25 protein-coding genes are annotated in these 21,623 nt (G+C 63.6%); 6 read left to right on the forward strand and 19 right to left on the reverse strand.

Translation table 11 applies throughout. The features are described from left to right. The 17 genes from fliF to C7I87_RS03980 form a co-directional block, all read right to left on the reverse strand. Positions 1-1,650 (reverse strand): flagellar basal-body MS-ring/collar protein FliF, encoded by a 1,650-nt coding sequence (gene fliF, locus C7I87_RS03900; protein ID WP_149902963.1) that lies wholly within the window; start codon positions 1,648-1,650, stop codon positions 1-3. A gap of 131 nt (positions 1,651-1,781) precedes the next feature. Next, positions 1,782-2,852: a flagellin N-terminal helical domain-containing protein gene (locus C7I87_RS03905; protein WP_149902964.1), complete on the reverse strand. Its 1,071-nt coding sequence runs from the start codon at positions 2,850-2,852 to the stop codon at positions 1,782-1,784. Positions 2,853-3,131: 279 nt separating this feature from the next. After that, positions 3,132-4,118, reverse strand: coding sequence for a flagellin N-terminal helical domain-containing protein (locus C7I87_RS03910; RefSeq protein WP_149902965.1), 987 nt, complete (start codon positions 4,116-4,118; stop codon positions 3,132-3,134). A 243-nt stretch (positions 4,119-4,361) separates the two neighbouring features. Next, positions 4,362-5,093: a flagellar type III secretion system pore protein FliP gene (fliP, locus tag C7I87_RS03915; RefSeq protein ID WP_135898514.1), complete on the reverse strand. Its 732-nt coding sequence runs from the start codon at positions 5,091-5,093 to the stop codon at positions 4,362-4,364. Then, positions 5,090-5,584 carry a flagellar basal body-associated FliL family protein gene (locus C7I87_RS03920; RefSeq protein ID WP_149902966.1) on the reverse strand — a complete coding sequence of 165 codons (495 nt, stop codon included), beginning with the start codon at positions 5,582-5,584 and terminating at the stop codon, positions 5,090-5,092. Before C7I87_RS03920 ends, fliP begins: the two co-directional genes overlap by 4 nt. Before the next feature lie 35 nt (positions 5,585-5,619). Further along, positions 5,620-6,327: a flagellar basal body L-ring protein FlgH gene (gene flgH / locus C7I87_RS03925; protein WP_149902967.1), complete on the reverse strand. Its 708-nt coding sequence runs from the start codon at positions 6,325-6,327 to the stop codon at positions 5,620-5,622. Then, the gene (locus tag C7I87_RS03930; RefSeq protein ID WP_149902968.1) at positions 6,324-6,911 is read right to left on the reverse strand and encodes a MotE family protein; all 588 of its coding nucleotides are present in this window, start codon (positions 6,909-6,911) and stop codon (positions 6,324-6,326) included. Before C7I87_RS03930 ends, flgH begins: the two co-directional genes overlap by 4 nt. A 3-nt stretch (positions 6,912-6,914) precedes the next feature. Continuing rightward, positions 6,915-8,156 (reverse strand): flagellar basal body P-ring protein FlgI, encoded by a 1,242-nt coding sequence (locus C7I87_RS03935; RefSeq protein ID WP_149902969.1) that lies wholly within the window; start codon positions 8,154-8,156, stop codon positions 6,915-6,917. Continuing rightward, positions 8,153-8,689, reverse strand: a complete 537-nt coding sequence (flgA, locus tag C7I87_RS03940; protein WP_188393721.1) for a flagellar basal body P-ring formation chaperone FlgA — start codon at positions 8,687-8,689, stop codon at positions 8,153-8,155. Before flgA ends, C7I87_RS03935 begins: the two co-directional genes overlap by 4 nt. A 6-nt stretch (positions 8,690-8,695) precedes the next feature. Further along, the gene (flgG, locus tag C7I87_RS03945; RefSeq protein WP_149902971.1) at positions 8,696-9,484 is read right to left on the reverse strand and encodes a flagellar basal-body rod protein FlgG; all 789 of its coding nucleotides are present in this window, start codon (positions 9,482-9,484) and stop codon (positions 8,696-8,698) included. An 11-nt stretch (positions 9,485-9,495) separates the two neighbouring features. Further along, complete coding sequence (locus C7I87_RS03950) at positions 9,496-9,819, reverse strand: flagellar hook-basal body complex protein FliE (RefSeq protein ID WP_188393722.1); 324 nt, start codon at positions 9,817-9,819, stop codon at positions 9,496-9,498. Then, entirely contained in the window at positions 9,816-10,232 is a 417-nt protein-coding gene (gene flgC / locus C7I87_RS03955; RefSeq protein ID WP_149902972.1) for a flagellar basal body rod protein FlgC, read from the reverse strand. Before flgC ends, C7I87_RS03950 begins: the two co-directional genes overlap by 4 nt. 2 nt (positions 10,233-10,234) lie before the next feature. Beyond that, positions 10,235-10,615, reverse strand: a complete 381-nt coding sequence (gene flgB / locus C7I87_RS03960) for a flagellar basal body rod protein FlgB (RefSeq protein WP_149902973.1) — start codon at positions 10,613-10,615, stop codon at positions 10,235-10,237. A gap of 265 nt (positions 10,616-10,880) precedes the next feature. After that, a complete protein-coding gene (locus C7I87_RS03965; RefSeq protein WP_149902974.1) occupies positions 10,881-11,714 on the reverse strand; it encodes a hypothetical protein in 834 nt (277 codons plus the stop codon). Next, positions 11,695-13,095, reverse strand: coding sequence for a flagellar protein export ATPase FliI (fliI, locus tag C7I87_RS03970; protein WP_149902975.1), 1,401 nt, complete (start codon positions 13,093-13,095; stop codon positions 11,695-11,697). Before fliI ends, C7I87_RS03965 begins: the two co-directional genes overlap by 20 nt. Position 13,096: 1 nt before the next feature. After that, entirely contained in the window at positions 13,097-13,822 is a 726-nt protein-coding gene (flgF, locus tag C7I87_RS03975) for a flagellar basal-body rod protein FlgF (protein WP_149902976.1), read from the reverse strand. Between the two features lie 2 nt (positions 13,823-13,824). Beyond that, positions 13,825-14,946 (reverse strand): DUF1217 domain-containing protein, encoded by a 1,122-nt coding sequence (locus C7I87_RS03980; RefSeq protein WP_149902977.1) that lies wholly within the window; start codon positions 14,944-14,946, stop codon positions 13,825-13,827. Between the two features lie 157 nt (positions 14,947-15,103). Between C7I87_RS03980 and motA the strand changes: the two genes are divergently transcribed. The 6 genes from motA to C7I87_RS04010 are packed head-to-tail and all read left to right on the forward strand — an operon-like array spanning position 15,104 to position 19,937. Then, positions 15,104-15,979 carry a flagellar motor stator protein MotA gene (gene motA / locus C7I87_RS03985; RefSeq protein ID WP_015315920.1) on the forward strand — a complete coding sequence of 292 codons (876 nt, stop codon included), beginning with the start codon at positions 15,104-15,106 and terminating at the stop codon, positions 15,977-15,979. A gap of 32 nt (positions 15,980-16,011) precedes the next feature. Next, the gene (locus tag C7I87_RS03990) at positions 16,012-16,959 is read left to right on the forward strand and encodes a FliM/FliN family flagellar motor switch protein (protein ID WP_149902978.1); all 948 of its coding nucleotides are present in this window, start codon (positions 16,012-16,014) and stop codon (positions 16,957-16,959) included. Between the two features lie 17 nt (positions 16,960-16,976). Next, entirely contained in the window at positions 16,977-17,363 is a 387-nt protein-coding gene (gene fliN / locus C7I87_RS03995; RefSeq protein WP_149902979.1) for a flagellar motor switch protein FliN, read from the forward strand. Between the two features lie 43 nt (positions 17,364-17,406). Beyond that, the gene (locus C7I87_RS04000; protein ID WP_149902980.1) at positions 17,407-18,420 is read left to right on the forward strand and encodes a flagellar motor switch protein FliG; all 1,014 of its coding nucleotides are present in this window, start codon (positions 17,407-17,409) and stop codon (positions 18,418-18,420) included. A 3-nt stretch (positions 18,421-18,423) separates the two neighbouring features. Then, complete coding sequence (gene flhB, locus C7I87_RS04005; protein ID WP_149902981.1) at positions 18,424-19,506, forward strand: flagellar biosynthesis protein FlhB; 1,083 nt, start codon at positions 18,424-18,426, stop codon at positions 19,504-19,506. Further along, positions 19,503-19,937, forward strand: coding sequence for a hypothetical protein (locus C7I87_RS04010; protein ID WP_149902982.1), 435 nt, complete (start codon positions 19,503-19,505; stop codon positions 19,935-19,937). The genes flhB and C7I87_RS04010 overlap by 4 nt, the downstream gene beginning before the upstream one ends. A 23-nt stretch (positions 19,938-19,960) precedes the next feature. On the opposite strand, the gene C7I87_RS04015 is transcribed toward C7I87_RS04010, so the two are convergent. Both C7I87_RS04015 and C7I87_RS04020 read right to left on the reverse strand, forming a co-directional pair. Further along, complete coding sequence (locus C7I87_RS04015; protein WP_149902983.1) at positions 19,961-20,731, reverse strand: helix-turn-helix transcriptional regulator; 771 nt, start codon at positions 20,729-20,731, stop codon at positions 19,961-19,963. Continuing rightward, the gene (locus C7I87_RS04020) at positions 20,728-21,438 is read right to left on the reverse strand and encodes a helix-turn-helix transcriptional regulator (protein WP_149902984.1); all 711 of its coding nucleotides are present in this window, start codon (positions 21,436-21,438) and stop codon (positions 20,728-20,730) included. Before C7I87_RS04020 ends, C7I87_RS04015 begins: the two co-directional genes overlap by 4 nt. Positions 21,439-21,623: the final 185 nt, after the last annotated feature.

Consider the following 21,623-nt stretch of genomic DNA (forward strand, 5'->3'; position numbering starts at 1 on the left):
CTACGCCGCGACTTCCTGGGCCGCCCATTTGCGCAGGATCTGCGCGGTGCGCTCCTCGTTGATGTCGACCATGCGGGCAAGCCGCTCCTGTGGCGCCGGCCTGATTTTCTGGCGAAGATCGTCGAGCGGGGTGGCGCCGGCACGCGTGCCGGGCAAGGCGCCGATGGCGGCACCCGCATCGGCGGAGGCGACTGCTTCCGGTGTCGGCAGCGAGCGCTGGACTTCATCGAAATTGGGGCCTGCTATGGCGGGCGTCGCCCTGGCCGTCAGTGCGGCCGCCATCGGCCGCAAGCCGAAGAAGGCGACCAGGAATACCACGACGATGAAGGCGCCGGCGTTGATCAGCGTGCCGGCATGCTGGCTGATCGAATCGAGCATTCCAACCTGGGGGATCGTCTCGCCGTCCAGCCCGTCGATGAACTCCACCGCCGAGACGTCGATGACGTCGCCGCGCTTGTCGTCGAGGCCGGTGGCGGAGCTCACCATTTTCTGGATTTCGGCGACACGTTTGGCGATCTGTTCCGGCGTCGCGTCCTTGCCCAGGATCGTCTTCAGCCGATCCTGGTTGACGACGACGGCGATCGACATCTTGGTGACGGTATAGCCATTGGAGACGGTGGCGATCTTCTTGGAGTTGATCTCGTAATTGGTGATCTCCTCCTTGCGGTCGTTCGCCGAGGAGGTCTGCGGACCTTCGGTGCTGGTCGCCTGGGTCTCAGGCAGATTCTGCTCGACACTGGCGGGAGTCGAAGCCTGCTTCTGGTTGCTGTTTTCATTGGCGCGGACGGATTGCACCGAGCGTTCGACGCGGGAATTCGGATCGAAGATTGTCTCTTCCGTCTGACGGGTGTCGGTGTTGACCTCGGCCTTGACGCTGGCACGGAAATTGTCCGGGCCAAGATAAGGGGTGAGCGCGCGGCGGATGTTGTCGCCGATCTGCGCTTCCACGGTCTGCTCGACGCCGAGCGTGCGGGCGGCACTGGTGTTGGATGGATCATCGCCCGCGGCCAGCAGGTTGCCATTGGAATCGAGCACCGTCACCTTGTCGGCCGACAGGCCAGGAACGGCGGCGGCGACGAGGTGGCGGATCGACATGGCGCTTTTCTCCGCGTCGATGCCAGCGTAGCGGATGACGACCGAGGCGGAAGGCTGCTGCTCGTCGCGGCGAAAATTGGCGCGCTCGGACATGACGATGTGGACGCGTGCCGCCTTGATACCGGCGATAGACTGGATGGTGCGGGCGATCTCGCCTTCCAGCGCACGCACGCGAGTGATCTGTTGCATGAAGGAGGTGAGACCCATCGCGCCGACATTGTCGAACAGCTCGTAGCCGGCATTGGCGCTGGTCGGCAGGCCTTTTTCGGCAAGCAGCATGCGTGCCTGCGCCGTGGTGCCGGCCGGCACCAGCACGGAAGTTCCGTCGGCGCCGACGTCGAAGCCGATGCCGGCCTCGCCCAGCACCAGGCCGATCTGGTTCACGTCGGAGCGGTCGAGCCCGACATAGAGCGTGTCGTAGGCCGGGCGGTTGAGGTAGACCGAGGCAATGCCAATGACACCCATTACCAGGACGGCGATGCCCGCCAGCATGGCCAGGCGCCTGACGCCAAAGCCGCGGAGATTCGAGATGATGCTCTGGATCTGTTCCGGCACGATTGAGCGACTCCCAGCATGACTGTCCGCCGGAACACTAGCCCTCGAAGCTTGTGCGAAAATGAAATCGGGCCGCGCTGCGGCGCGGCCCGTGAATTGGAAGTAGAAGTAACCCGTCAGCTAAGGCTGGACTAGCCGTTCTTGAACAGCGACAGGATCGACTGCGAGGAGCTGTTGGCGATCGACAGCGCCTGGATGCCGAGCTGCTGCTGCACCTGCAACGCTTGCAGGCGGGTCGATTCCTTGTTCATGTCGGCATCGACGAGCTGGCCGACGCCGCGGTCGATGGAGTCCATCAGGCTCTGCGTGAAGGTCTTCTGCAGGTCGATGCTGCTCTTGGCCGAACCGAGAATAGTGGCCTGGTCGGTCAACTGGGCCATGACGTGGTCGATCTTGCCGATCATCTGGGTGATGATGTCGTCGGTCACGCCCGCCGCGGTGATGTCGAGATTGTAGGCGGAGACATTGTCGATCTTCGTGGCAGCCGGGCTTACCGCGGCCTGGCCCGCGGTGTTGGCGGCAATGTCCGTGGCGCCGCCAGCGAGCGCGGTCGCATAAGCGGTGTCATATTGGCTCTGTGCCGCCGCTGTCGAGTAGACAGAGGTTTGGCGATCGAGCGTGCCCTGGTTCTTGACGTCGGTGGCGAGGCCGGAATCGAACAGCTTGGTGCTTTCGACATCGATGTCGATCGTTCCGAGCGAGATGGCGCCGGACGAGGAGCGGTTGAACGAGGACACGATCTGGGCGTTTGCCTGCACACCGTCATTAGCGGCCGCAACCTGCTTGGACGTCACCGAAAGGTAATTCGAACCCGAAAAGGTGGCGGCATCGGCAAAGGACTTCATCTGCGCCTGGAGCGCCGTGATCTCGGTCTGCGTCTTCGCCTTAGCGGCGTCCGTCTGGCCGACGGTGGAAAGCAGCTTGGTCTTGATCTGGCCGATCGACGTCAGAACATTGTTCATGCCGGTATAGGCGGTGTCGACTTTCGAGGCGCCGAGGCCGAGGGCGTCCTGCACGGTCGAGAGCGCCTGGTTGTCGGAGCGCATCGTCGTGGCGATCGACCAGTAGGCGGCGTTGTCGGAGGCCTGAGAGACGCGGTAACCCGTCGAGATGCGGGCCTGTGTCTGCTCGAGCGACTTGTTGGTGGCGTTGAGGCTTTGAAGTGCAGTCAACGCCGCAGCGTTCGTCATGATGCTCGCCAAGAAACTCGCTCCTTTTTTCCAGACCGGTCTTTCTCAAAAACCGGCGTTGCCCTCGCGAGCCGCTCGACCCGCCCGTGGATCGCCGCCGCCCCGATCGGGCCGATTCGCCAACCCGTTGTAAGTCATTGGTTAACCATGACTAGCGCGTTATGGTTAACGGCTTGTTAAAAGCTGACTTTCGAGGGTTAAGGAACGAGGGTTGCGTGGGGCTGGAGCAAACGCAAAACGGGCCGCGCTTTTGGCGCGGCCCGTTTGCCTAGTTTGGACGGTCGAGAGCGATCAGCCGCGGAAGAGCGACAGGATCGACTGCGACGAACCGTTGGCGATCGACAGCGCCTGGACGCCGAGCTGCTGCTGAACCTGCAGAGCCTGGAGGCGGGTCGATTCCTTGTTCATGTCGGCATCGACGAGCTGGCCGACGCCGCGATCGATGGAGTCCATCAGGCTAGAGGTGAAGGTCTTCTGCAGGTCGATGGAGCTCTTGGCGGCGCCGAGCTTGGTGGCGGCGGTCGTCATGTCCTTGAGCGCGGCGTCGACGACGGTCATCATCTGCGAGATCTGGCTGTCGCTGGCGGCCGTGGTGCCCGAGAAGATGGCCAGGCCGGCGACCGAATAGGTGTCGGTGGCCGCTGCGGCAGCGCCCAGGGTCGGGGCCGAGGCCGTTGTAACCGCAGCGCCAGTGGCGCCGAGGCGGTCTGTGTCCAGAATGCCCTTGGCGGTCGGCGCGGCGCCGGCGTCATAGAGCTTGATGCTTTCGACATTGACGTCGATCGTCGAAATCGAAACCGCGCCGGTGGCGCTACGGTTGAAAGCCGAAACGACCTTCACGTCGGCCGCCGTGCCCGAAGCCGTCGACACCGAAAGCATGTTGGTGCCCGAGAAGGTGGCGCCATCGGCGTAGGCCTTCAACTGATCCTGAAGTGCCTTGATTTCGACCTGGGTCTTTTCCTTCGAGGCGTCCGTCTGACCATAGGAGGCAGTCAGCTTCTGCTGGATCGAGTTGATGGTGGTGATCGCGCTGCTCATGCCCGTGTAGGCCGTGTCGACCTTCGAGGCGCCGAGGCCGAGCGAGTCCGAAACGGTGGACATGGCCTGGTTGTCGGAGCGCATCGTGGTCGCGATCGACCAGTAGGCGGCGTTGTCCGAAGCCTGGGAGACGCGATAGCCCGTCGAGATGCGCGACTGGGTGGTGGCGAGGCTGTTCTGCGTGGCGTTAAGGCTCTGCAGCGCCGTCAACGCGGCGGTGTTGGTCATGATACTGGCCATGGCTACTCGTACCTTGTTTTACAGGGTGTTTTTTGCATACCGGTTTGTCCGGTATGACGGAGCGGCATCATGCCAATGACCGTTGCGTTTTGGGTCACCCGCCATCTGCGAGCGACTATGGCGGCGAGTCCCTACCAAAGGACTAAACTGGACGGTTAATCGAAAATAATTCGGAGAAAATTCGATGATAGGCGCGCCGCCCGATTCCTCGGGCAAGCGATGCCTGATGCCGCGCGCGGCGGATCAGGTGAAAGAGCGCACCAGGCTGCCGACGAGCAGGTTCCAGCCGTCGATCAGGACGAAGAACAGGATCTTGAACGGCAGCGACACGACCGTAGGCGGCAGCATCATCATGCCCATCGCCATGGTGATGGTGGCCACGATCAGGTCGATGACCAGGAATGGCAGCACGATCAGGAAGCCGATCTCGAAGCCGCGCCGGATTTCGGAGATCATGAAGGCGGGCACGAGGATGCGCAGGTCGACGGTCTCCTTGGCGACGACCTGGCCGCGTTCGCGGGCGAGGTCGGCGAAAAGATCGAAATCCTTGTCGCGCACATTGTGCAGCATGAAGGTGCGGAACGGATCGGAAATCTTCTCGAAGGCCTCGGTCTGGCTGATCTGATTGTCCATCAACGGCTTGACGCCGGTGTTCCACGCCTGATCGAAGGTCGGCGCCATGACATAGAAGGTCATGAACAGCGACAACGAAATGAGGATGAGGTTCGCCGGCGTCGATTGCAGGCCGATGCCGGCACGCAGGATCGAGAAGGCGATGACGAAGCGAGTGAAGCTCGTCACCATGATCAGCAGCCCCGGCGCCACCGACAGCACGGTAAGCAGGCCGAACATCTGGATGATGTAGCCGACGGTGGTGCCATCGGCCTTGCCGATGCCGCCAAGGTCCAGTTGCTGGGCCGCCGCGACGGAGGTGGCGGCACCGATCAGTGCCGCGGCAAGAAGGAATTTTCTCATTCGAGCAGCAATGTCCTGATAAGAACCTGTTTGACGTGCCCCTGACTGCGGATCGAGGCCCGTTCGTCGAGATCGGCCTTGAGATGCTGGTAGCCGCTGGCGCCCTCGATCTGGTGCATTTTCAGGGTTCGCACGAAAGCCAGAAGATCCTGTTGAATATCCTCCGCCATGGCCGGCGGTTGCGGCGCGTCATAGACCACGGATACTTCCATCCTGATCCATGTATCCGCGGGCGAGGCGATATTGGTGGTGATCGGCGCCAGTGCGACAAGCGTCGGGCCCGTGCCCGGCTGTTGTGCGGCAGCGGGCTGGGCGGCCTTGCCCTCATTTTCAGGCGCAACCGGCACCGATGATGGTGCATCGACGCCTTTGAGATAGCCGCCCGACATCCAGCCCATGCCGATGGCGGCGGCCGTCACCACGAGCAGCATGGCGCCCTGGACGGCAAGGGAAGGACCCTTGCGAGGCTGAACCTGTTCGACATTGGCCACGGTGCTTTTCTCTCCAATCCCCAGAAGGCCAAGAACTAGAACGGAAGAACCTGGTCGAGGACCTGCTGGCCATAGGCCGGTTGCTGGATCTCGGTGATGCGGCCGCGTCCTCCGTAGGAGATGCGGGCCTCGGCGATGCGTTCGTAGGGGATCGTGTTCTCGGCGCCGATATCGGCCGGCCGCACGATGCCGGCGATGGTCAGCACCCGGAGTTCGGCGTTGACGCGCACTTCCTGCGACCCGGTGATCATCAGATTGCCGTTGGGCAAGACATCGGTGACGATGGCTGCCACATTGAGCTCAAGCGTTTCCGACCGCTTGATCTCACCATCGGCGGTCGTATCCGTTTGGGAATTGAGCGCTCCAGAGCCCTTGCCGGCGGTACTCCATTTGTCCCACTGCGCGCTGAGATCGATTCCGAGCTTGCGGTTGGCGGTGCGGCTTCTGTCGTTCTGGTTCTTGAAGTTGGCGCGGTCGTTGATGCTGATCTTGACGGTCAGGATGTCGCCTTGCTGGAGCGCTCGTGGATCGGTGAAGAGCCGGCTCTGGCGGTCGTTCCACAGCGAGAACTTCTTTACCGGCTGCCGCGGCGTTTCTGGGTATTTATAAAGCGAGCCGGTGTTGCCGCCGTCGATGCCGGAGCCGACCGGAGACAATGCCGGTTCCTTGCCGACCTCCTTGAGGTTGGTTCCGCAGCCGGACAGTGCTGCGACCGCGCACAGGATGAGCATTCTGCGGATCATGACGGATCTACCCTTCGGGCTGCGCTGGCCATGATGCCGGTGAGCGTCGCCGCCGCCTTCTGGTCCATTTCGTTGAGGATGACGCTGGCCTTGCGCGAATCGAGCTTCATCAGGATGGCCGCGGCCAGGTCTGCGTTGACGATTGCGAGGCGTTCGGCCGCGGCATCGGGCTTCATGCCGGCATAGATCTTGACGACGCCGTCCTCGGCCCGGGCCAGGAAGACCTCGCGCCGCTTCAGCCAGGTCTCGTATTCGGCTTTCTTTGCGTCCAGAGCTTTCATGCGCTCGTCGATGCCGGCCTGGAGCTGTTTCAACTCCTCCGCCTGCAAGGCATAGCGGCGGTCGCGGGCAGCGTCGGCGATGTTGGAGCAGAAGCGCTCGATCTCGCTCTGGTCCGGCGCTTTCTCGCGCGTCAATTGCTGCGGCGCCACTGCGGGCTGTGCTCCGGGCAGAACCTGGCGAACGGCGTCCTCGCCGTGAGCGCGGCCGCCGAAAACGGAGATGGCCGCGAGAGTCGCGGCCGCAAACAGGATGGCGCGGGCGCGGCGTCTTTCGTGGGGCGAGAGGGAAGGCATCATCGGCATCGCCTATTGGAGAACCAGATCGGCTTGCAGGGCGCCGGCCGACTTGATGCCTTGCAGAATGGCAATGATGCCGTCCGGCTTGACGCCGAGACGGTTGAGGCCGGAAACGAGGGTTTGCAGGTCGGGCCCGTCGAGCACGGCGACGCGGCCGTTGGGCCGGCTGGCGTCGATGGCGGTGAACGGCTCGACGGCGGTTTCGCCCTTGGAGAAGGGTTCAGGCTGCACGACACGCGGCGCCTCGGTGATGCGCACCGTCAGTGTGCCGTGGCTGATGGCGACGCGCGAGATCTTGACGTCGTTGCCGATGACGATGGTGCCGGTGCGCTCGTCGATGACGACACGGGCCGGCGTGTCGGATTCGACCACCAGATTCTCGATCTCGGCATAGAAGCGGGCCGCCGATACGCTCTTCGGCCTGTTGATCTGGACGGTGCGGGAATCGCGCTCGGCCGCCACGCGCATGCCGAAGCGCTGGCTGGTGTAATCGTTGATCGCGTCAGCGATACGGATGGCGGTCGAAAAATCGGGATTGCGCAATTGCAGCGTCAGCGTCGGCTGGTCGTCGAATTCGGCCTTCACCGACCGCTCGACAATCGCGCCATTGGGTACCCGGCCGGCGGTCGGCACGCCTTGCGTCACCTGCTGGGCCTGGCCCTGGGCGGTGAAGCCAGAAACGATGACCGCCCCTTGGCCGACGGCGTAGATCTCTCCGTCCGCTGCCTTCAGCGGCGTCATGATCAGCGTGCCGCCTGAAAGCGAGGTGGCATCGCCCATCGAGGAAACGTCGATGTCGATGCGGGCACCCGACTGCACATAGGGTGGCATGTTGGCGGTGACGATGACGGCAGCGACGTTCTTGGCGCGTGCGCTGCCGCCTTCGGTGGCGATGCCCAGATTTTCGAGCATGGCGCGGATCGATTGTTCGGTGAACGGCGAATTGCGCAGGCTGTCGCCAGATCCGGCAAGCCCGATGACGAGGCCGTAGCCGACGAGCTGGTTGTCGCGCGAGCTCTGCAACTGCGCGATGTCCTTGATGCGCGATGCGACCTGGCCTGGCGGCAGCGAACTCGGCCCGGGTGAAACGCGAAACATGCGCGTGGTGGTGGCCGGATCATATTCCGGATCGTCGTAGACACCGCCGTTCCTGGCGGCGAGTTCGCGCTTGGCCTTGGGCGTCAGGCCGTCGGCCAGCGCCGGCTGCAAGCCAAGTGCCGCCGCGAGCAGAAGGGCAAATGGGCGCATCATGAAGCGCTGACCTGGATGGTTCCGTCGGCCATCACCGTGCCGGAGAGAATCTTGCCGCTGTCGCTGTTGCGAACCTTGATGAGGTCGCCGGCCGAACCTGGCTGCAACGTCACGGCGGTGGCGGATATCGTCAGTCCGCCGGCAATGAAGAAGACCTGCACGGCAGCACCCTGTTCGACCAGCCAGGCTTCGCGGATGGCGGTGGTCGGAATGTAACGGCCGGGCAGCAGCGTGCGCTTGGCGATCTTGCCCTGGAGTTCCTCGGCGTTGGTCGCCACCGCGTCGGGCTTGTGCTTGCCCGGGATGAGGGTGACCTGCTTCAGGGCGCCGAGTTCGATTGTCTCGCCGGGATAGATGACGCAGTTGGGGATCAGCACGACCTCGCCGGCAGGCTGGTTGCTCGCGATCCGGGTGGCCGACTGGCCCGTCGATTGGCTTGCCGATTCCTGGGCGAAAGCCGGCATGCCGCCGACCGCCAGCGCAAGGGTCAGCGCGGCGCGGCGGAATGCGGAGCAGGAGATCGGCATGGCCATCATCCGTTACCTGATGTTCTTGGAGACGACGGAGGCCATGTCATCGGCGGCCTGGATGACCTTGGAATTCATCTCATAGGCGCGCTGCGCCGAGATCAGTTCGGTGATTTCCTTGACCGGATCGACGTTGGAAGCCTCGAGATAGCCTTGCTGGACGGTGGCGAAGCCGGGATCGCCGGGAACGCCGACATTGGCTGGGCCGGAAGCCGTCGTTTCCTGGAACAGATTGTCGCCGAGCGGCGCAAGGCCCGCCTCGTTGGCGAAGTTGGCGATCTGGAGTTGGCCGAGCGTCTGCAGGTTGGTCTGGCCGTCGATGCGGGCGAAGACCTGACCGGTCTTGTTGACGATGACCTCGACGGCGTTGACCGGCACGGTAATGGCCGGAATGACACTGGCGCCGTCAACCGTCACCAACTGGCCGGTGGCGTTGGTGTTGAAGGCACCGGCGCGGGTGTAGAGCGTGCCGCCATCGGCGCCCTCGATCTGGAACCAGCCCCTGCCGGTGAGCGCCATGTCGAAACTATTGCCGGTGCTGGTCAGTTCGCCCTGGGTGTGGACGTTGCGCACGGCGGTCGTCTTGACGCCGAGACCGATCGAAACGCCTTCTGGCACCAGCGAGGCGTTGGAGCGGTTCGGCACGCCCTGCGTGCGGTCGACCTGGTAGAGCAGGTCGGAGAATTCGGCGCGCGCGCGCTTGTAGCCGGTGGTGTTGATGTTGGCGATGTTGTTGGCGATGACTTCCAGATTGGTCTGCTGGGCATTCATGCCGGTGGCGGCGATGGCGAGTGCTTTCATGGCCTAACTCCTCAGATGCCCATGCGACTGACTTCGAGATAGGCCGAGACCACCTTGTCGCGGATGGCGACGGCGGTCTGCAGCGCCTGCTGGGCGCTCATCACGGCATCGACGACCTGACGGGTGTCGGCGTCGCCCTTCAGCGCCTGCATCGACACCTGCTCGGCATTCTGCATAGTGGTGACGGTCTTGGAAGCCGCCTGGCTCACCGCTTCAGCGAAGGAGGTGCCAAGGTTGCCTGCTGTCGTGGGCGCGACACCGCCCTGAAGCAGGTCGGTCGCCGTATCGCCCAGCCCAGGCTTCAGGTTAAGCGCGCCGATGCCGTTGACGATCATTGGTTCCTCATCAGGTCGATGGTCATTGAAATGAGATCGCGCGCCTGCTTCACGACTTGCAGGTTGGCCTCGTAGGAGCGGTTGGCCTCGGTCATATCGGCCATTTCGATCAGCACGTTCACATTGGGCATCTTGACGTAGCCCTTCTCGTCGGCGGCTTCGTTGCCGGGCTGGAATTCGATGGGAAAGTTGCTCGGGTCGCGGTCGATCGAGTTCACCTCAACCGTCGAGCTGCCGGAGGCCCGGTCGAGTTGGGAGACGAAGCTGATGGTCTTGCGGCGATACGGGTCGGCGCCCGGCGTGGTGCCCGTCGACTGGGCGTTGGCGAGGTTTTCCGAAACCACGCGCAGGCGCTCGGACTGGGCGCCGAGGCCTGATGCTGCGACTTTGAGAGCTGCGGTCAGTGCGTCCATGGTCAGCTCTTCACCGCCATCATCATCATTGAGTGGAATGCCTTGACGATGGCCGTGTTGAGCTCGAAGGAGCGGCGCACCTCGCCGGCCTTGAGGAGCTGGTCTTCAAGCACGACCGTGTTCTTGGACGGCATGATCACGCCGCCGTCTTCCTGCGGCTTGATGGCGAAGCCGGCATTGGTGGCCGCGCTGCCGAGATGGCCGGGCTCGGTGATCTGGAGCGACACCGCGGTGCGGTCGAGCACCTTCTCGAACGGCTCGACGTCGTTTGCCGTGTAGCCCGGCGTGTTGGCATTGGCGATGTTGCCGGCCACAGCCGACTGACGCACGGACAGCCACTGCGCTTGCTTGGCGGCGAGATCGAAAAGGGAAACGGGCTCCATGGGAATCTCCGGGCATGTGCCCAAAGACTAGGCCGCCAGTCTTGCGCGGACCTTGCGGACGGTCGCTACAGCATGTCGCGGCGAATAGGATTCGCCCGACCTGCTGTAAGCTTCTGATTTTATGCATGTCGTTGTCCCGGAACCGAGGACACTTCCGGGCGACATGCATTAGTGCATGATGCCGGAAAGTGTGAAGCGGTTTCCGGACGAAATTTTGCTCTATCTCGTTGAATGGAGCCGAATCTGGGCAAAAGCCGAGACGGCCTTACCTGGAAAGCTCGATCACCTGGTTGGCGCTGGTGAGCATGACCCATTTACCGTTGCGCTGCTCGATCGCCGATACCTTGCTGGAATCCGGAAGCGTCGAACCGCGCTGGACCATCCACAGGCCGGTGTCGTCCTCGATCATGGCTCGGCCGTTGGCGACATGGATCATGCGGAACTTTGCGATGTCGGCGGGGAAGGGCTGTTCGCCGGGCGGCTCCGTTCTGGAATCGTCCTGCACCGCGCCAGTGGCGAGCAGGTCGACGTTGGTGTTGGGAACGTCCTTGGCCGTCAGCGGTGCGCTGCGTGCGGCAACCACCCCACCGCCCGCGCGCCCGGAATTGGTGCCGGTACCGCCGAACTTGATCGCCTGGACGCCGAACTGGTCCTGATTGAAGAAAATGTACCAGGGAAACAGGGCGCAGGTCAGGCCGAGCGTGATGCCGAGCACGGCTATGACGACGTCGCTGCGACGGTCCGCCTTCTTCCTCAATTTTGGAAATTGCGGCTTTGGCGGTTGCGGCCATTCGGCGACGGAAAAAAGGTCTTCGATCAGCGATTCGCGGCTTGCCTGCGTCACCTCGGGAGCATCGACGCCGGGAACCACATGCGTTGAGGAAAGGGCAGCCCGACCCAGAACGGGCTCGGATCTGGGGAAAGCCGGTTTGACGGCCCTGGCTATAACAGCCGCGGTCCTGGCAGCGATGGCGCCGGCGGCGTTTGCCTTGGCGACCCTGGCCTCCTCCGCACGAGCCTGCTCCGCGGCGTTCGCCTCGGCGATCATCTCGTTCAGGAGGCGCTCGGTGTACTGGCGTTCAGTCTCCTGGTTCGGCATTCTGCTTTCCCTTGAGATGGCGGGCAAGGTCGGAGAACGGATCGGCGGACGGACGGTCCCTGGGCGATTGCGTCAGTGCCTCATAGAACAGGGGCACCTGGCGCACCGCCATGTCGAGTTCGGCGTCGATACCGCCCTGATAGGCGCCGAGCAGGCGGATATCGCGCGTGTCCTCGAAGCGGGAGATCATCGACTTCAGCCGCGTCACCAGGGCTCGCTGCTCGACGCTCCAGGCCTTGCCGGCAAGTCGCGATATGGACGACAGCGGATTGACGGGCGGATAGCGGCCCTGTTCCGCGATCGCGCGGTCGAGCACGACATGGCCGTCGAGGATGCCGCGCACCGAATCGGCGACCGGATCGTTGTGATCGTCGCCGTCGACCAGCACGGAGATGATGGCGGTGATCGAGCCCTTACCTTCGGCTCCAGGCCCGGCGCGCTCCAGCAGCTTGGGCAATTCGGTGAAGACCGAGGCGGGGTAGCCCCGGGCGACCGGCGGCTCGCCGGTTCCCGTCGCCACCTCGCGCAGCGCATGGGCGAAGCGGGTGATGGAATCCAGAACCAGAAGCACACGGTGGCCCTGGTCGCGAAAATGCTCGGCCACACGCATGGCGGTGTCGGGCGCGCGCCGGCGCATCATGGCGCTCTCGTCGCTGGTGGCGACGACGGCGACGGTCTTGGCCATGCTGTCGCCGATCGTGTCCTCGAGGAATTCGCGGACCTCGCGGCCGCGTTCACCGATCAGCGCCACGACGACGGTGTCGAACGCGTCGGCGCCGGCGAGCATGGCAAGCAGCGTCGACTTGCCGACGCCGGAGCCGGCGAAGACGCCCATGCGTTGGCCGAAGCAGAGCGGCGTGAAGATGTCGATGACCTTGACGCCGGTCATGAAGGCGGTGCCGACACGTTGCCGCTCCATGGCGCCGGGTGTCGCAGCGGCCGCCGACATGTCGTCGCCCCTGATCAAAGGCGGACCACCATCGATCGCCCGGGTGAGCGCGTCGATGGCGCGGCCGCGCCACGAAGCATGCGGCGCCACCGCGAGGGGACCCCTGCGGAACACGGCGTCGCCGATACCGGTGTCGGCGCTGCGTTCGAAGGGGGCGATCACAACCTCGTCACGGCTGATCTTGACGATCTCGCCGCGGCGCGCACCGGCCTGGCCGCGCTGCTCGACAATGTCACCCAGCCTGGTGAAATCGGAAAGGCCGCGCACCTTGTAGTGCGTCGGCGTGACCTCGGTGACGAGGCCGCCGCGCTTGACCAGCCCGTCGCTGTCGCCGAAGCGCCTGATAATCCGCTCCAAAGCGGCAAGCCTATCCTCCGGCGGCGGCTGGAGCTGTCTTTCGGGTGCGCGGATGGATGGCTGCTCTGACGACATGCTACGACTTCGAGCCGAGCGTCTTTATCGCCTCGTCGGTGGAGGAATCGGTCTGGCGCATCAGCGCGGCCGTGTTCTCGAAAGCGCGCTGGACCATGATCAGCCGGGTCATTTCCAGCACCGGATTGACGTTGGATTCCTCGACGAATCCCTGGGCGACGCCGATGTCGGAGCGGTCGGTGACCGGTTCGGGCGTGCGTGCGGGCACAATGCCGGAATTGCCGTAGCGCACGAAATTCTCGCCCGGGTCGAAATTGTAGAGGCCGATCGAGCCGACGAGCTGGTCGTTCTGGCGCAGCGAGCCGTCGGCGCCGGCCTTGGGCGGACCGTTGCGGGGATCGAGCTGGATCGGCGCGCCGCCGGCGTCGAGCACCGGATGCCCCTCGACCGACATCAGCTCGCCATTCTCGTTCATGGAGAAGCGGCCGTCACGGGTCATGACGGTGCCGGCCGGCGTGTCGATGGCGAACCAGGCGTCGCCCTGGATGGCGAAATCGAACGGATTGCCGGTCTCAGTCATGGAGCCGTGAGCTCCCGACAGAAAGGTCTTGCCGGAGGACGCGAACGAAACCGACTTCTGCCCGGTACCCGACACCACGTCCGCGAACTTCACCCCTGTGGCACGAAAGCCGACGGTGTTGGCGTTGGCGACATTGTCGGCGATCGTGTCGAGCCGGCGCTCGAGGGCCATCTGCGCGGAGAGGGCGACGTAAAGACTGTCTCGCATGATCAGAACTTCAGTTTCTGCATGGCCATCATCAGGTCTGTGGAGATGCCCGAAGTGACCGGTTGGGCGAAAAGCACGCTGATCGATGTCACGGCCGGCGAGGTCGGGTTGTTGATCTCGTACATGCTGGTGAAGCGGGTCAGGAACTTGTTCAGTTTCACGGGATCCGTGAAATCCGAAATGTCGAGCTTCTGCCCGAACAGTTGTGCCTGCTTGTCGATGTCGGCGGTGGCGAAGGAATCGGGCAGCCCCAGCGCGGTGCGCACGACGCTGGCAAGCGCGGTGTCGGCCAGCACGTCGTACCAGCTGGTGATGTCGGGTGCCTTGCGCTGGAAATAGAGCGCCAGCCGCACGCCCTCATTGGTCTGGCCGGCATCCTCTTCCAGCGTCTGGCGCATGTATTTGTCGACGGTCGGCTGCTGCGCTGGATTGATGGTGGTGGCATTCTCGCCGTACTGTTCGAAGTTGAGGGCCGTTGCCAGTCCCGCGTAAGCCGGGTTCGTCTGCTTGTTGGCGACACTGTTGGGGTCGCGCACGCCACCCTGCAGGACCTGCTTGATAAGGTCCTTGTCCTCCGTCGCCGAATCGAGGCCGTATGCGGCCAGCGCGTAGGTGTAGAGCCGGCTGTTCGACATCAGGTCGTCGACGGACTTCACCTTGGTGATGTTGGCGAGATAGTAAGTCGTCTCGCCCTTCACATAGTCCGAATTCGGATCGAGACCGGCGATTTGCGCCTGTATGGCGTAGTTCTTCGTCACCAGCTGCTGGGCCTTGTTGTAGATCGTCGCATCAGCGCCGTTGGCAGCGAAGTTGAAGGCGCTGACGAAAGCGGCGTAGCGCTTGTCGGTCAGCTTGTTGGCGAAACTGTTGGAATCGGAAACGCCTTCCTTGAGCGCCTTGACCATGAACGCCTTGGCGTAGTCCATATCCTCGAGGCCGTAGGCCTTCATGGCATATTTGAACAGCCGATCATTGTTGACGAAATCGTCGATCGATTTCACCTTGGTGATGTTGGCGAGATAATATTGGGTATCGCGATCGACCGTCGGCTGTTGCTCGATGCGGTCGATCGACTTGTTGATGTCTTTGGTGATCAACTGGTAGCTGGTATAGGTACTGAGCAAGGACACGCCTCCGGCCGAAGCTATGCCGGCACGATAAGCTCACTTCCTTGCGCGAAACTGAATCGCCAACTTTCGGTTCCATAGCGGCTCGGATTCAAGCCTCACACAAGGCACGGGGACTATCCCTTGTCCGACGTGAAATGCGGAAGGACCGGTCGTGGGCATTCTGATTGGACTTGTGGTGACGCTCGGCTGCGTCCTTGGCGGCTTCATGGCCATGGGCGGGCATCTGCACGTGCTGGTTCAGCCGTGGGAGGCCGTGGTCATCTGCGGCGCCGCGCTCGGCACTTTCCTGGTCGCCAATCCGATGAAGACGGTCAAGGATACCGGCAAGGGCATACTGGAGGCCTTCAAGCAGGCTGTGCCGAAGGAGCAGGACTACCTGGAAACGCTCGGCGTGCTGCACAGCCTGATGCGCGAGCTGCGCTCCAAGTCGCGCAGCGAGGTCGAGGCGCATATCGACAATCCGGAGGAGTCGGCGATCTTCCAGGCCTTTCCGACCGTGCTCAAGAACCACGACCTGATGAATTTCATCTGCGACTACTGCCGCATCATCATCATCGGCAATGCCCGCTCGCATGAGATCGAGGCGCTGATGGACGAGGAAATCCAGACCATCAAGTCCGACAAGATGAAGGCCTATCACGCGCTGGTCGCGGTCGGCGACGGCCTGCCGGCGCTCGGCATCGTCGCCGCCGTGCTCGGCGTGGTCAAGGCGATGGGCGCCCTCGACCAGTCGCCGGAAATCCTCGGCGGCCTGATCGGCGCAGCGCTGGTCGGCACCTTTCTCGGCATCTTCCTGTCCTACGCGGTGGTCGGACCTGTCGCCACCAAGATCAAGACAGTGCGCGAGAAGAAGAACCGCCTCTACATCATCGTCAAGCAGACGCTGCTCGCCTACATGAACGGCGCGCTGCCGCAGGTGGCGATCGAGTTCGGCCGCAAGACCATCTCCTCCTATGAGCGGCCGACCATCGACGCCGTCGAGCAGAGCACGATGAACACCGGCAGCGCCGAGAAGAAGGCCGCCTGAGCGATGCACGACAGATCGGCGCCAAAGCTGTCATGACGAGTCCGGGCAGCCCCTTGCAAGCGCGTTCGTTGATCATCGAGCGTCTGGTCGGCGACAGCGGCGAGGCCGATCAGGTCATCGATGCCGGCCGCGCCATGGCCGAACGGGCCGTACCGCTGCTGCAGAAGGCGCTCTCCAGCGAGCTCGGCGCTCCTGTAAGCGTCGACCTCAAGGCCGTCGAGGTCAGCCGTGTCCCTGAGGCGCGTTCGCGCGCCGGCGATACCTTCGCCATGACCGTTGTCGGCTCACCGGCATCCTCGGACGCGATGACCCTCGTCATCGACGCTCCCGCGATCGCGATCATCGTCTCGACGCTGTTCGGCGGCGACCCGGACATGCCGGTGTCGCCGATCGAGCGCGACCTGTCGCCGATCGAGGCCGACGTCTCGACCATGGTGTTCCAGGAGGTGGCGCAGGCGCTGAACGGGTCGGGACGACGCTCGCTCGAACTGCGGCTGCCCGCGCCACGCGCCATGTCGGGCATCGAGGCCAGACGACACGTGTTGCGCGACGGTGCCGCGATCCGCATCGTCCTCGGCATCTCGACGCCGGTCGACAGCGGCTCGATCACGGTGACGATACCGCAGCGTATCGTGCTGGCCGGCCGCGACGGTACGGCCAGCGTCAGCGAGGACGATCACGGCACTAGCTGGCGGGCACGCTTTTCGGAAGAGGTGATGCGCTCGACCGTGGCGCTCGAAGCCACCATGCCGCTGGCGCGGCTGACGCTCGGAGACCTCGCCGATCTCGAAGTTGGCCAGGTGATCGACTTCGACGAAACGGCGCAATCACGGGCTCGCCTCGGCGCGCGCGGCCAGACGCTGTTCGTATGCGAGTTCGGCAAACTGGGGCAGAATTACACCGTCCGAATCAAGCATCCCTTCGATGCCGGGCAGGATTTCATCGACGGGCTCATGCCGGCTGGTGCCGGGCGCGCCTGAGCTTTTGGAGACGACGCATGGCCAAGACCAAGGTAGAACCAGCGCTCGACCAGCCGGACGAGCAGCTCGACCGTGCCATCGAGGAATTGCGCGGGGTCCTGCACGAAGAAGAGCAGCGCCCCGAGATGGCGGCAAGGGCCGCGGCATCGGCCAATTCAAGCGTCATCATGAACATCCCCGTCGATGTCCAGATCATCCTCGGCAGTACAGAGATGGCGGTCGCCGATCTGATGGCCCTGCAGAAGGGTTCGACGGTCGCGCTCAACCGCCGCATCGGCGAACCGGTCGATGTCGTGGTGAACGGCCGCAAAATAGCGCGCGGCGAGATCACCGTGCTGGAAAGCGACCCTTCGCGCTTCGGCATCAGGCTGACCGAAATCATCGCCGGCACGAAGGGCGCCTAGGCATGGCTGGCAGGGCTTGCCGATGGCAGCGGAGGCGAGAGGCATGACAACGCCGCTAACGACCCTGACACGCGCACAGAAGGCGGCCGCCATACTGGTGGCGATGGGCAAACCGTCGGCCAGCCGCCTGTTGAAATTCTTCAAGCAGGAAGAACTGAAGGCGCTGATCGAGGGCGCCCGGCTGCTCAGGACCATTCCGCAGAGCGATCTCGAGCGCATCGTCGCCGAATTCGAGGCCGAGTTCACCGAGGGCGCGGGCCTGCTCGATTCCGCCGACAGGATGGACACCATCCTCAACGAGTCGCTCTCCCCCGAAGAGATGAGCGCCATCATGGGCAACAAGAAGCCGGAGGCGGCACCTGAAGGGCCGCCGCCGATCTGGCCCGATCTCGAAAAGCTCGAACCCTCGCGGCTGGGCGCCTTCCTCGCGGGCGAACATCCGCAGACGGCGGCCATGGTGCTGTCGAAACTGGCGCCGCAGGCGGCGGCGAGCGTGCTTTTGACGCTGACGAAGCCGATGCGCGGCGAAATCATCAAGCGCATGGTGACGATGGCCAATGTTCCGGCGGCCGCCACCAGGATCGTCGAGAACCGGCTGCGCGCCAGCGTGCTGTCGGACACCTCGACCAAGGACACTTCGGCCGGGCAGGCGCGAGTCGCCAGCGTGCTCAACGAGCTGGAAAAGCCCCTGCTCGATGAGGTCATGCAGGATCTCGAAGCCGCCGGCACGCCCGACCTCGACGGTGTCCGAGCCCGGCTGTTCGCTTTTGACGACCTGCCGCTGCTCACCCAGAAGGCGCGCGTGCTTCTGTTCGACGGGCTGTCGACCGAGCTTGTCACGCTGGCGCTGCGCGGCACGTCGGCGGCGCTGGCCGAAGCGGTACTGTCGGCGATCGGCGCCCGCTCCCGGCGCATGATCGAGGCCGAACTCGGGCAAGGATCGGACGGCGTTCCCGCCGCCGACATCATGGCGGCACGAAAGACGATCGTGACGACCACCATCCGGCTGTCGCGCGAAGGCGCATTCGAGCTTCCCTCGACGCAGAACGCCGCCTAAGGCATGTCCGACGCCGTCGACAAGGATTCGAAAACCGAAGAGGCGACGGAAAAGAAGATCCGCGACACCATCGAACAGGGCAAGTTGCCCCATTCGAGAGAAACCGCGATCCTGGCTTCCTTTGTCGCCATACTCGTATTCACCGTCTTCTATGCCAAGGACGCCATCGTCGAGCTCGGCATGTTCCTGTCGATGTTTCTCGAGAAGCCCGAGGCCTGGCCGATGGACACCGAGACCGATGTCATCGAGCTCTACAAGATCGTCATGCTGGAAGTGGGCCGCGCCGTACTCAGCCTGCTGGTGCTGCTGACCGTTGCCGGCATCGGGGCCTCGGTGCTGCAGAACATGCCGCAATTCGTCGGCGAGCGGATCAGGCCGCAGATGTCACGCATCTCGATCGTCAAGGGCTGGAACCGGATGTTCGGCGCCCAGGGCTGGGTCGAATTCCTGAAGTCCCTTGCAAAAGTCGGTTTTGCCATCGCCGTGCTCACTTTCACGCTGTCGGAGGATCACCGCAAGCTGCTTTCCGGCATGATCACCAATCCGGTCGCTTTCGGCCTCGTTATCCGCGGCATCGCCGTCGACATACTGGTCGCGATCGTCTTCGTCATGGGACTGATCGCGGCGATCGACATCGTCTGGTCGCGCTTCCACTGGAAGCAGGACCTGCGCATGAGCAAGCAGGAGGTCAAGGACGAGTTCAAGCAGTCCGAGGGCGACCCGATCGTCAAGGCGCGGCTGCGGTCATTGGCCCGCGACCGCGCGCGCAAGCGGATGATGACGGCGGTGCCGCGCGCGACGCTTGTTATCGCCAACCCCACCCACTTCTCGATCGCGTTGAAATATGTGCGCGACGAGGATTCGGCGCCGCTCGTGGTGGCGAAGGGGCAGGACCTCGTGGCGCTGAAAATCCGCGAGATCGCCAAGGAACACAACATCCCGATCTTCGAGGACGTGGCGCTCGCCCGCTCCATGTACAAGCAAGTTTCGGTCGATAATGTGATCCCGTCGCAATTCTACCAGGCCGTCGCCGAACTGGTGCGGATCGTCTACTCGAAAAAGGCTGAGCGCAGACAGATTTCATGAACCGCCAACCGCACGCAAAATCCCGCGAGATCATCGTCGCCAGCGCCATCGAGCAGGTGGTCGGTGAACTGAGGCTGATCGACGTCGCCGACTATATCGCCTTCATCCGGCTGGAGCATTTCGCCTGCCTGTCGGACCTGGTCGATTCAGCGGTGGAGCTGTTCTTCATGCCGGGTACACTGAGGCTCGGCCATGGTGGCGAGGCGCATGTCGACTGGAGCGGCAGCCCGCGCATCGTGCTCGACCTCGAGTTCAGGCCACCCGGCGTGACCGTCTATTTCCAACTGACTCTGAGCGAGACCGGCAACACGGTCGTGGTCAACTACGTGTCGTTTGAAAAACCCGGCGAAGACCCCGAGCACAATACGGCGCTGCTGGAGGCGGTGATCGAACAGGCCCGCATCCGCAAGGTCGAACCGCTGGCGTTCTAAAGCGCCTTTATCAGGCGACAGTCTTACTCGATCAGGCCAAGCCGCAGCGCCTTGGCGACTGCCTGGTTGCGGTTGACGGCATTGAGCTTCTGGGTCGACTGGGTGAGGTACTGGTTGGCGGTGTGCACCGACAGTTTCAGGAGCCGCGCGATCTCCTCGCTGGTGTTGCCGTTGGCGGTCAGCTTCAGGCATTCGAGCTCGCGCTTGGAGATCGAGCGCATTCTGCCGGCATCGCCGGGACGCATGCGCGCGACCGCGGCAAACAACGAGAAGCAGCGAGCGTGGATTTCGTAGAGCGCATCCTGGGGCAGCGCGATCTCCGATCCCAGAAAGACGACGAGGCCGCATTGTCCGCGATCGGCGTGGACGGGAAAGGCAATGCCGCTCGATCCGGGTGTCAGCGGCGCGATCTGCCCGGTCCAGGCGAGATTGCCGAACATGTCGGCCATGGCTGCCACGCCATCATCCGTCCACCAGCGCGGCTCGGTCGAAATCCGGCTATGGCGAACGATGTCCTCGCCATTGGCGCCTGAAATAAACTTCGTCGCCACAGCGGTGCCGGGATAGTCGGAATCAAAGCAGGGGACCAGCCGGGCGCGCTCCGGCGACGGGCTGACGAAGAACAGGCCGAAGGCCGAGGCGTTGATGTCGACTGATATCCAGCGGCAGCGGCGCACCGCATCGGGAATGGTGACGGCGTGATGTGTCTCGGATCCCAGCGAAAAGGCGCCGAAAGGGCTGTGCTGCTCGTTGAAAAGGGCTTCCGCGGCGTCTTTGATGGCGGCGTGTTTCAAATGATGCCACTCCTGATAGCCGTGGCGATGGCCATCGCACGGTTGCTGGCCGCGAATTTCTGGATGGCGTGGGTGATGTAGCTGTTGACCGTGTTGGAGGAGACGCCAAGGATGACCGCCACCTCGTCGGTGGTCTTGCCTTCCGAAACCCAGAACAGGCATTCGCGCTCGCGGTCCGACAGCGGATCCTGCATGGCCGCGGCGGCGATCAACTGCGGAATGTGCGAGAGCGCGTAGCAGCATTTCAACTGCGCCTTCATCAGCGCCGGCTGGTCGATCCGGCCTGCAGCCGCCGCCGAGAACAAGGCGAACAGGCGCTGGCGGCCGACATTCAGCCGCAGAGAATATATCTCGGCATGGCCGAGCACGTCGAGCAGCCGGGCCTCTTCGCCCGAGACCAGCCCGTCGGCATCCGGCGCGTGGGCCGCCACCAACGGTGTCGGACGGATGCCGGGAGCGGCGGTGAGCGGTCCCTGGGCAAGGCCGGCGATCAGCCGCTTGCCGATCAGTTCGATGGCGTCGAAGATCCAGTTCGAGGAGACGATACGCGCATCGTTGCGGTCCTGGTCATGGACGATGGCGACCAGCATGTAGCTGTCGGCGCCGATCTCTGCGGTCAGCTCCATGAAGAAGCTGGTGAGATCACCGCGTGACGTCAGGCGCGAGCCTAATGTGTCGGATTGAAGAGGCGCGGCGGGACTGCTCATCTGCTGCTTTTGGCCGGAATCGATTCTGATGTCCGGTTGCTGGGAGAGCCAGCCGCCGAACTCGAAAACGCGTTACTTTTACGAGACACACACGAGGCGCGGGGTCGCGCCCAACCAGACGGAATCCATTCAGGGAACGCGAAGACATCCGCGTCTGGCGCCGGAAAAGTCCGGAACGTGAGACT

Source organism: Mesorhizobium sp. SARCC-RB16n, from assembly GCF_008520305.1.
In the GTDB taxonomy this organism is placed as follows: domain Bacteria; phylum Pseudomonadota; class Alphaproteobacteria; order Rhizobiales; family Rhizobiaceae; genus Mesorhizobium.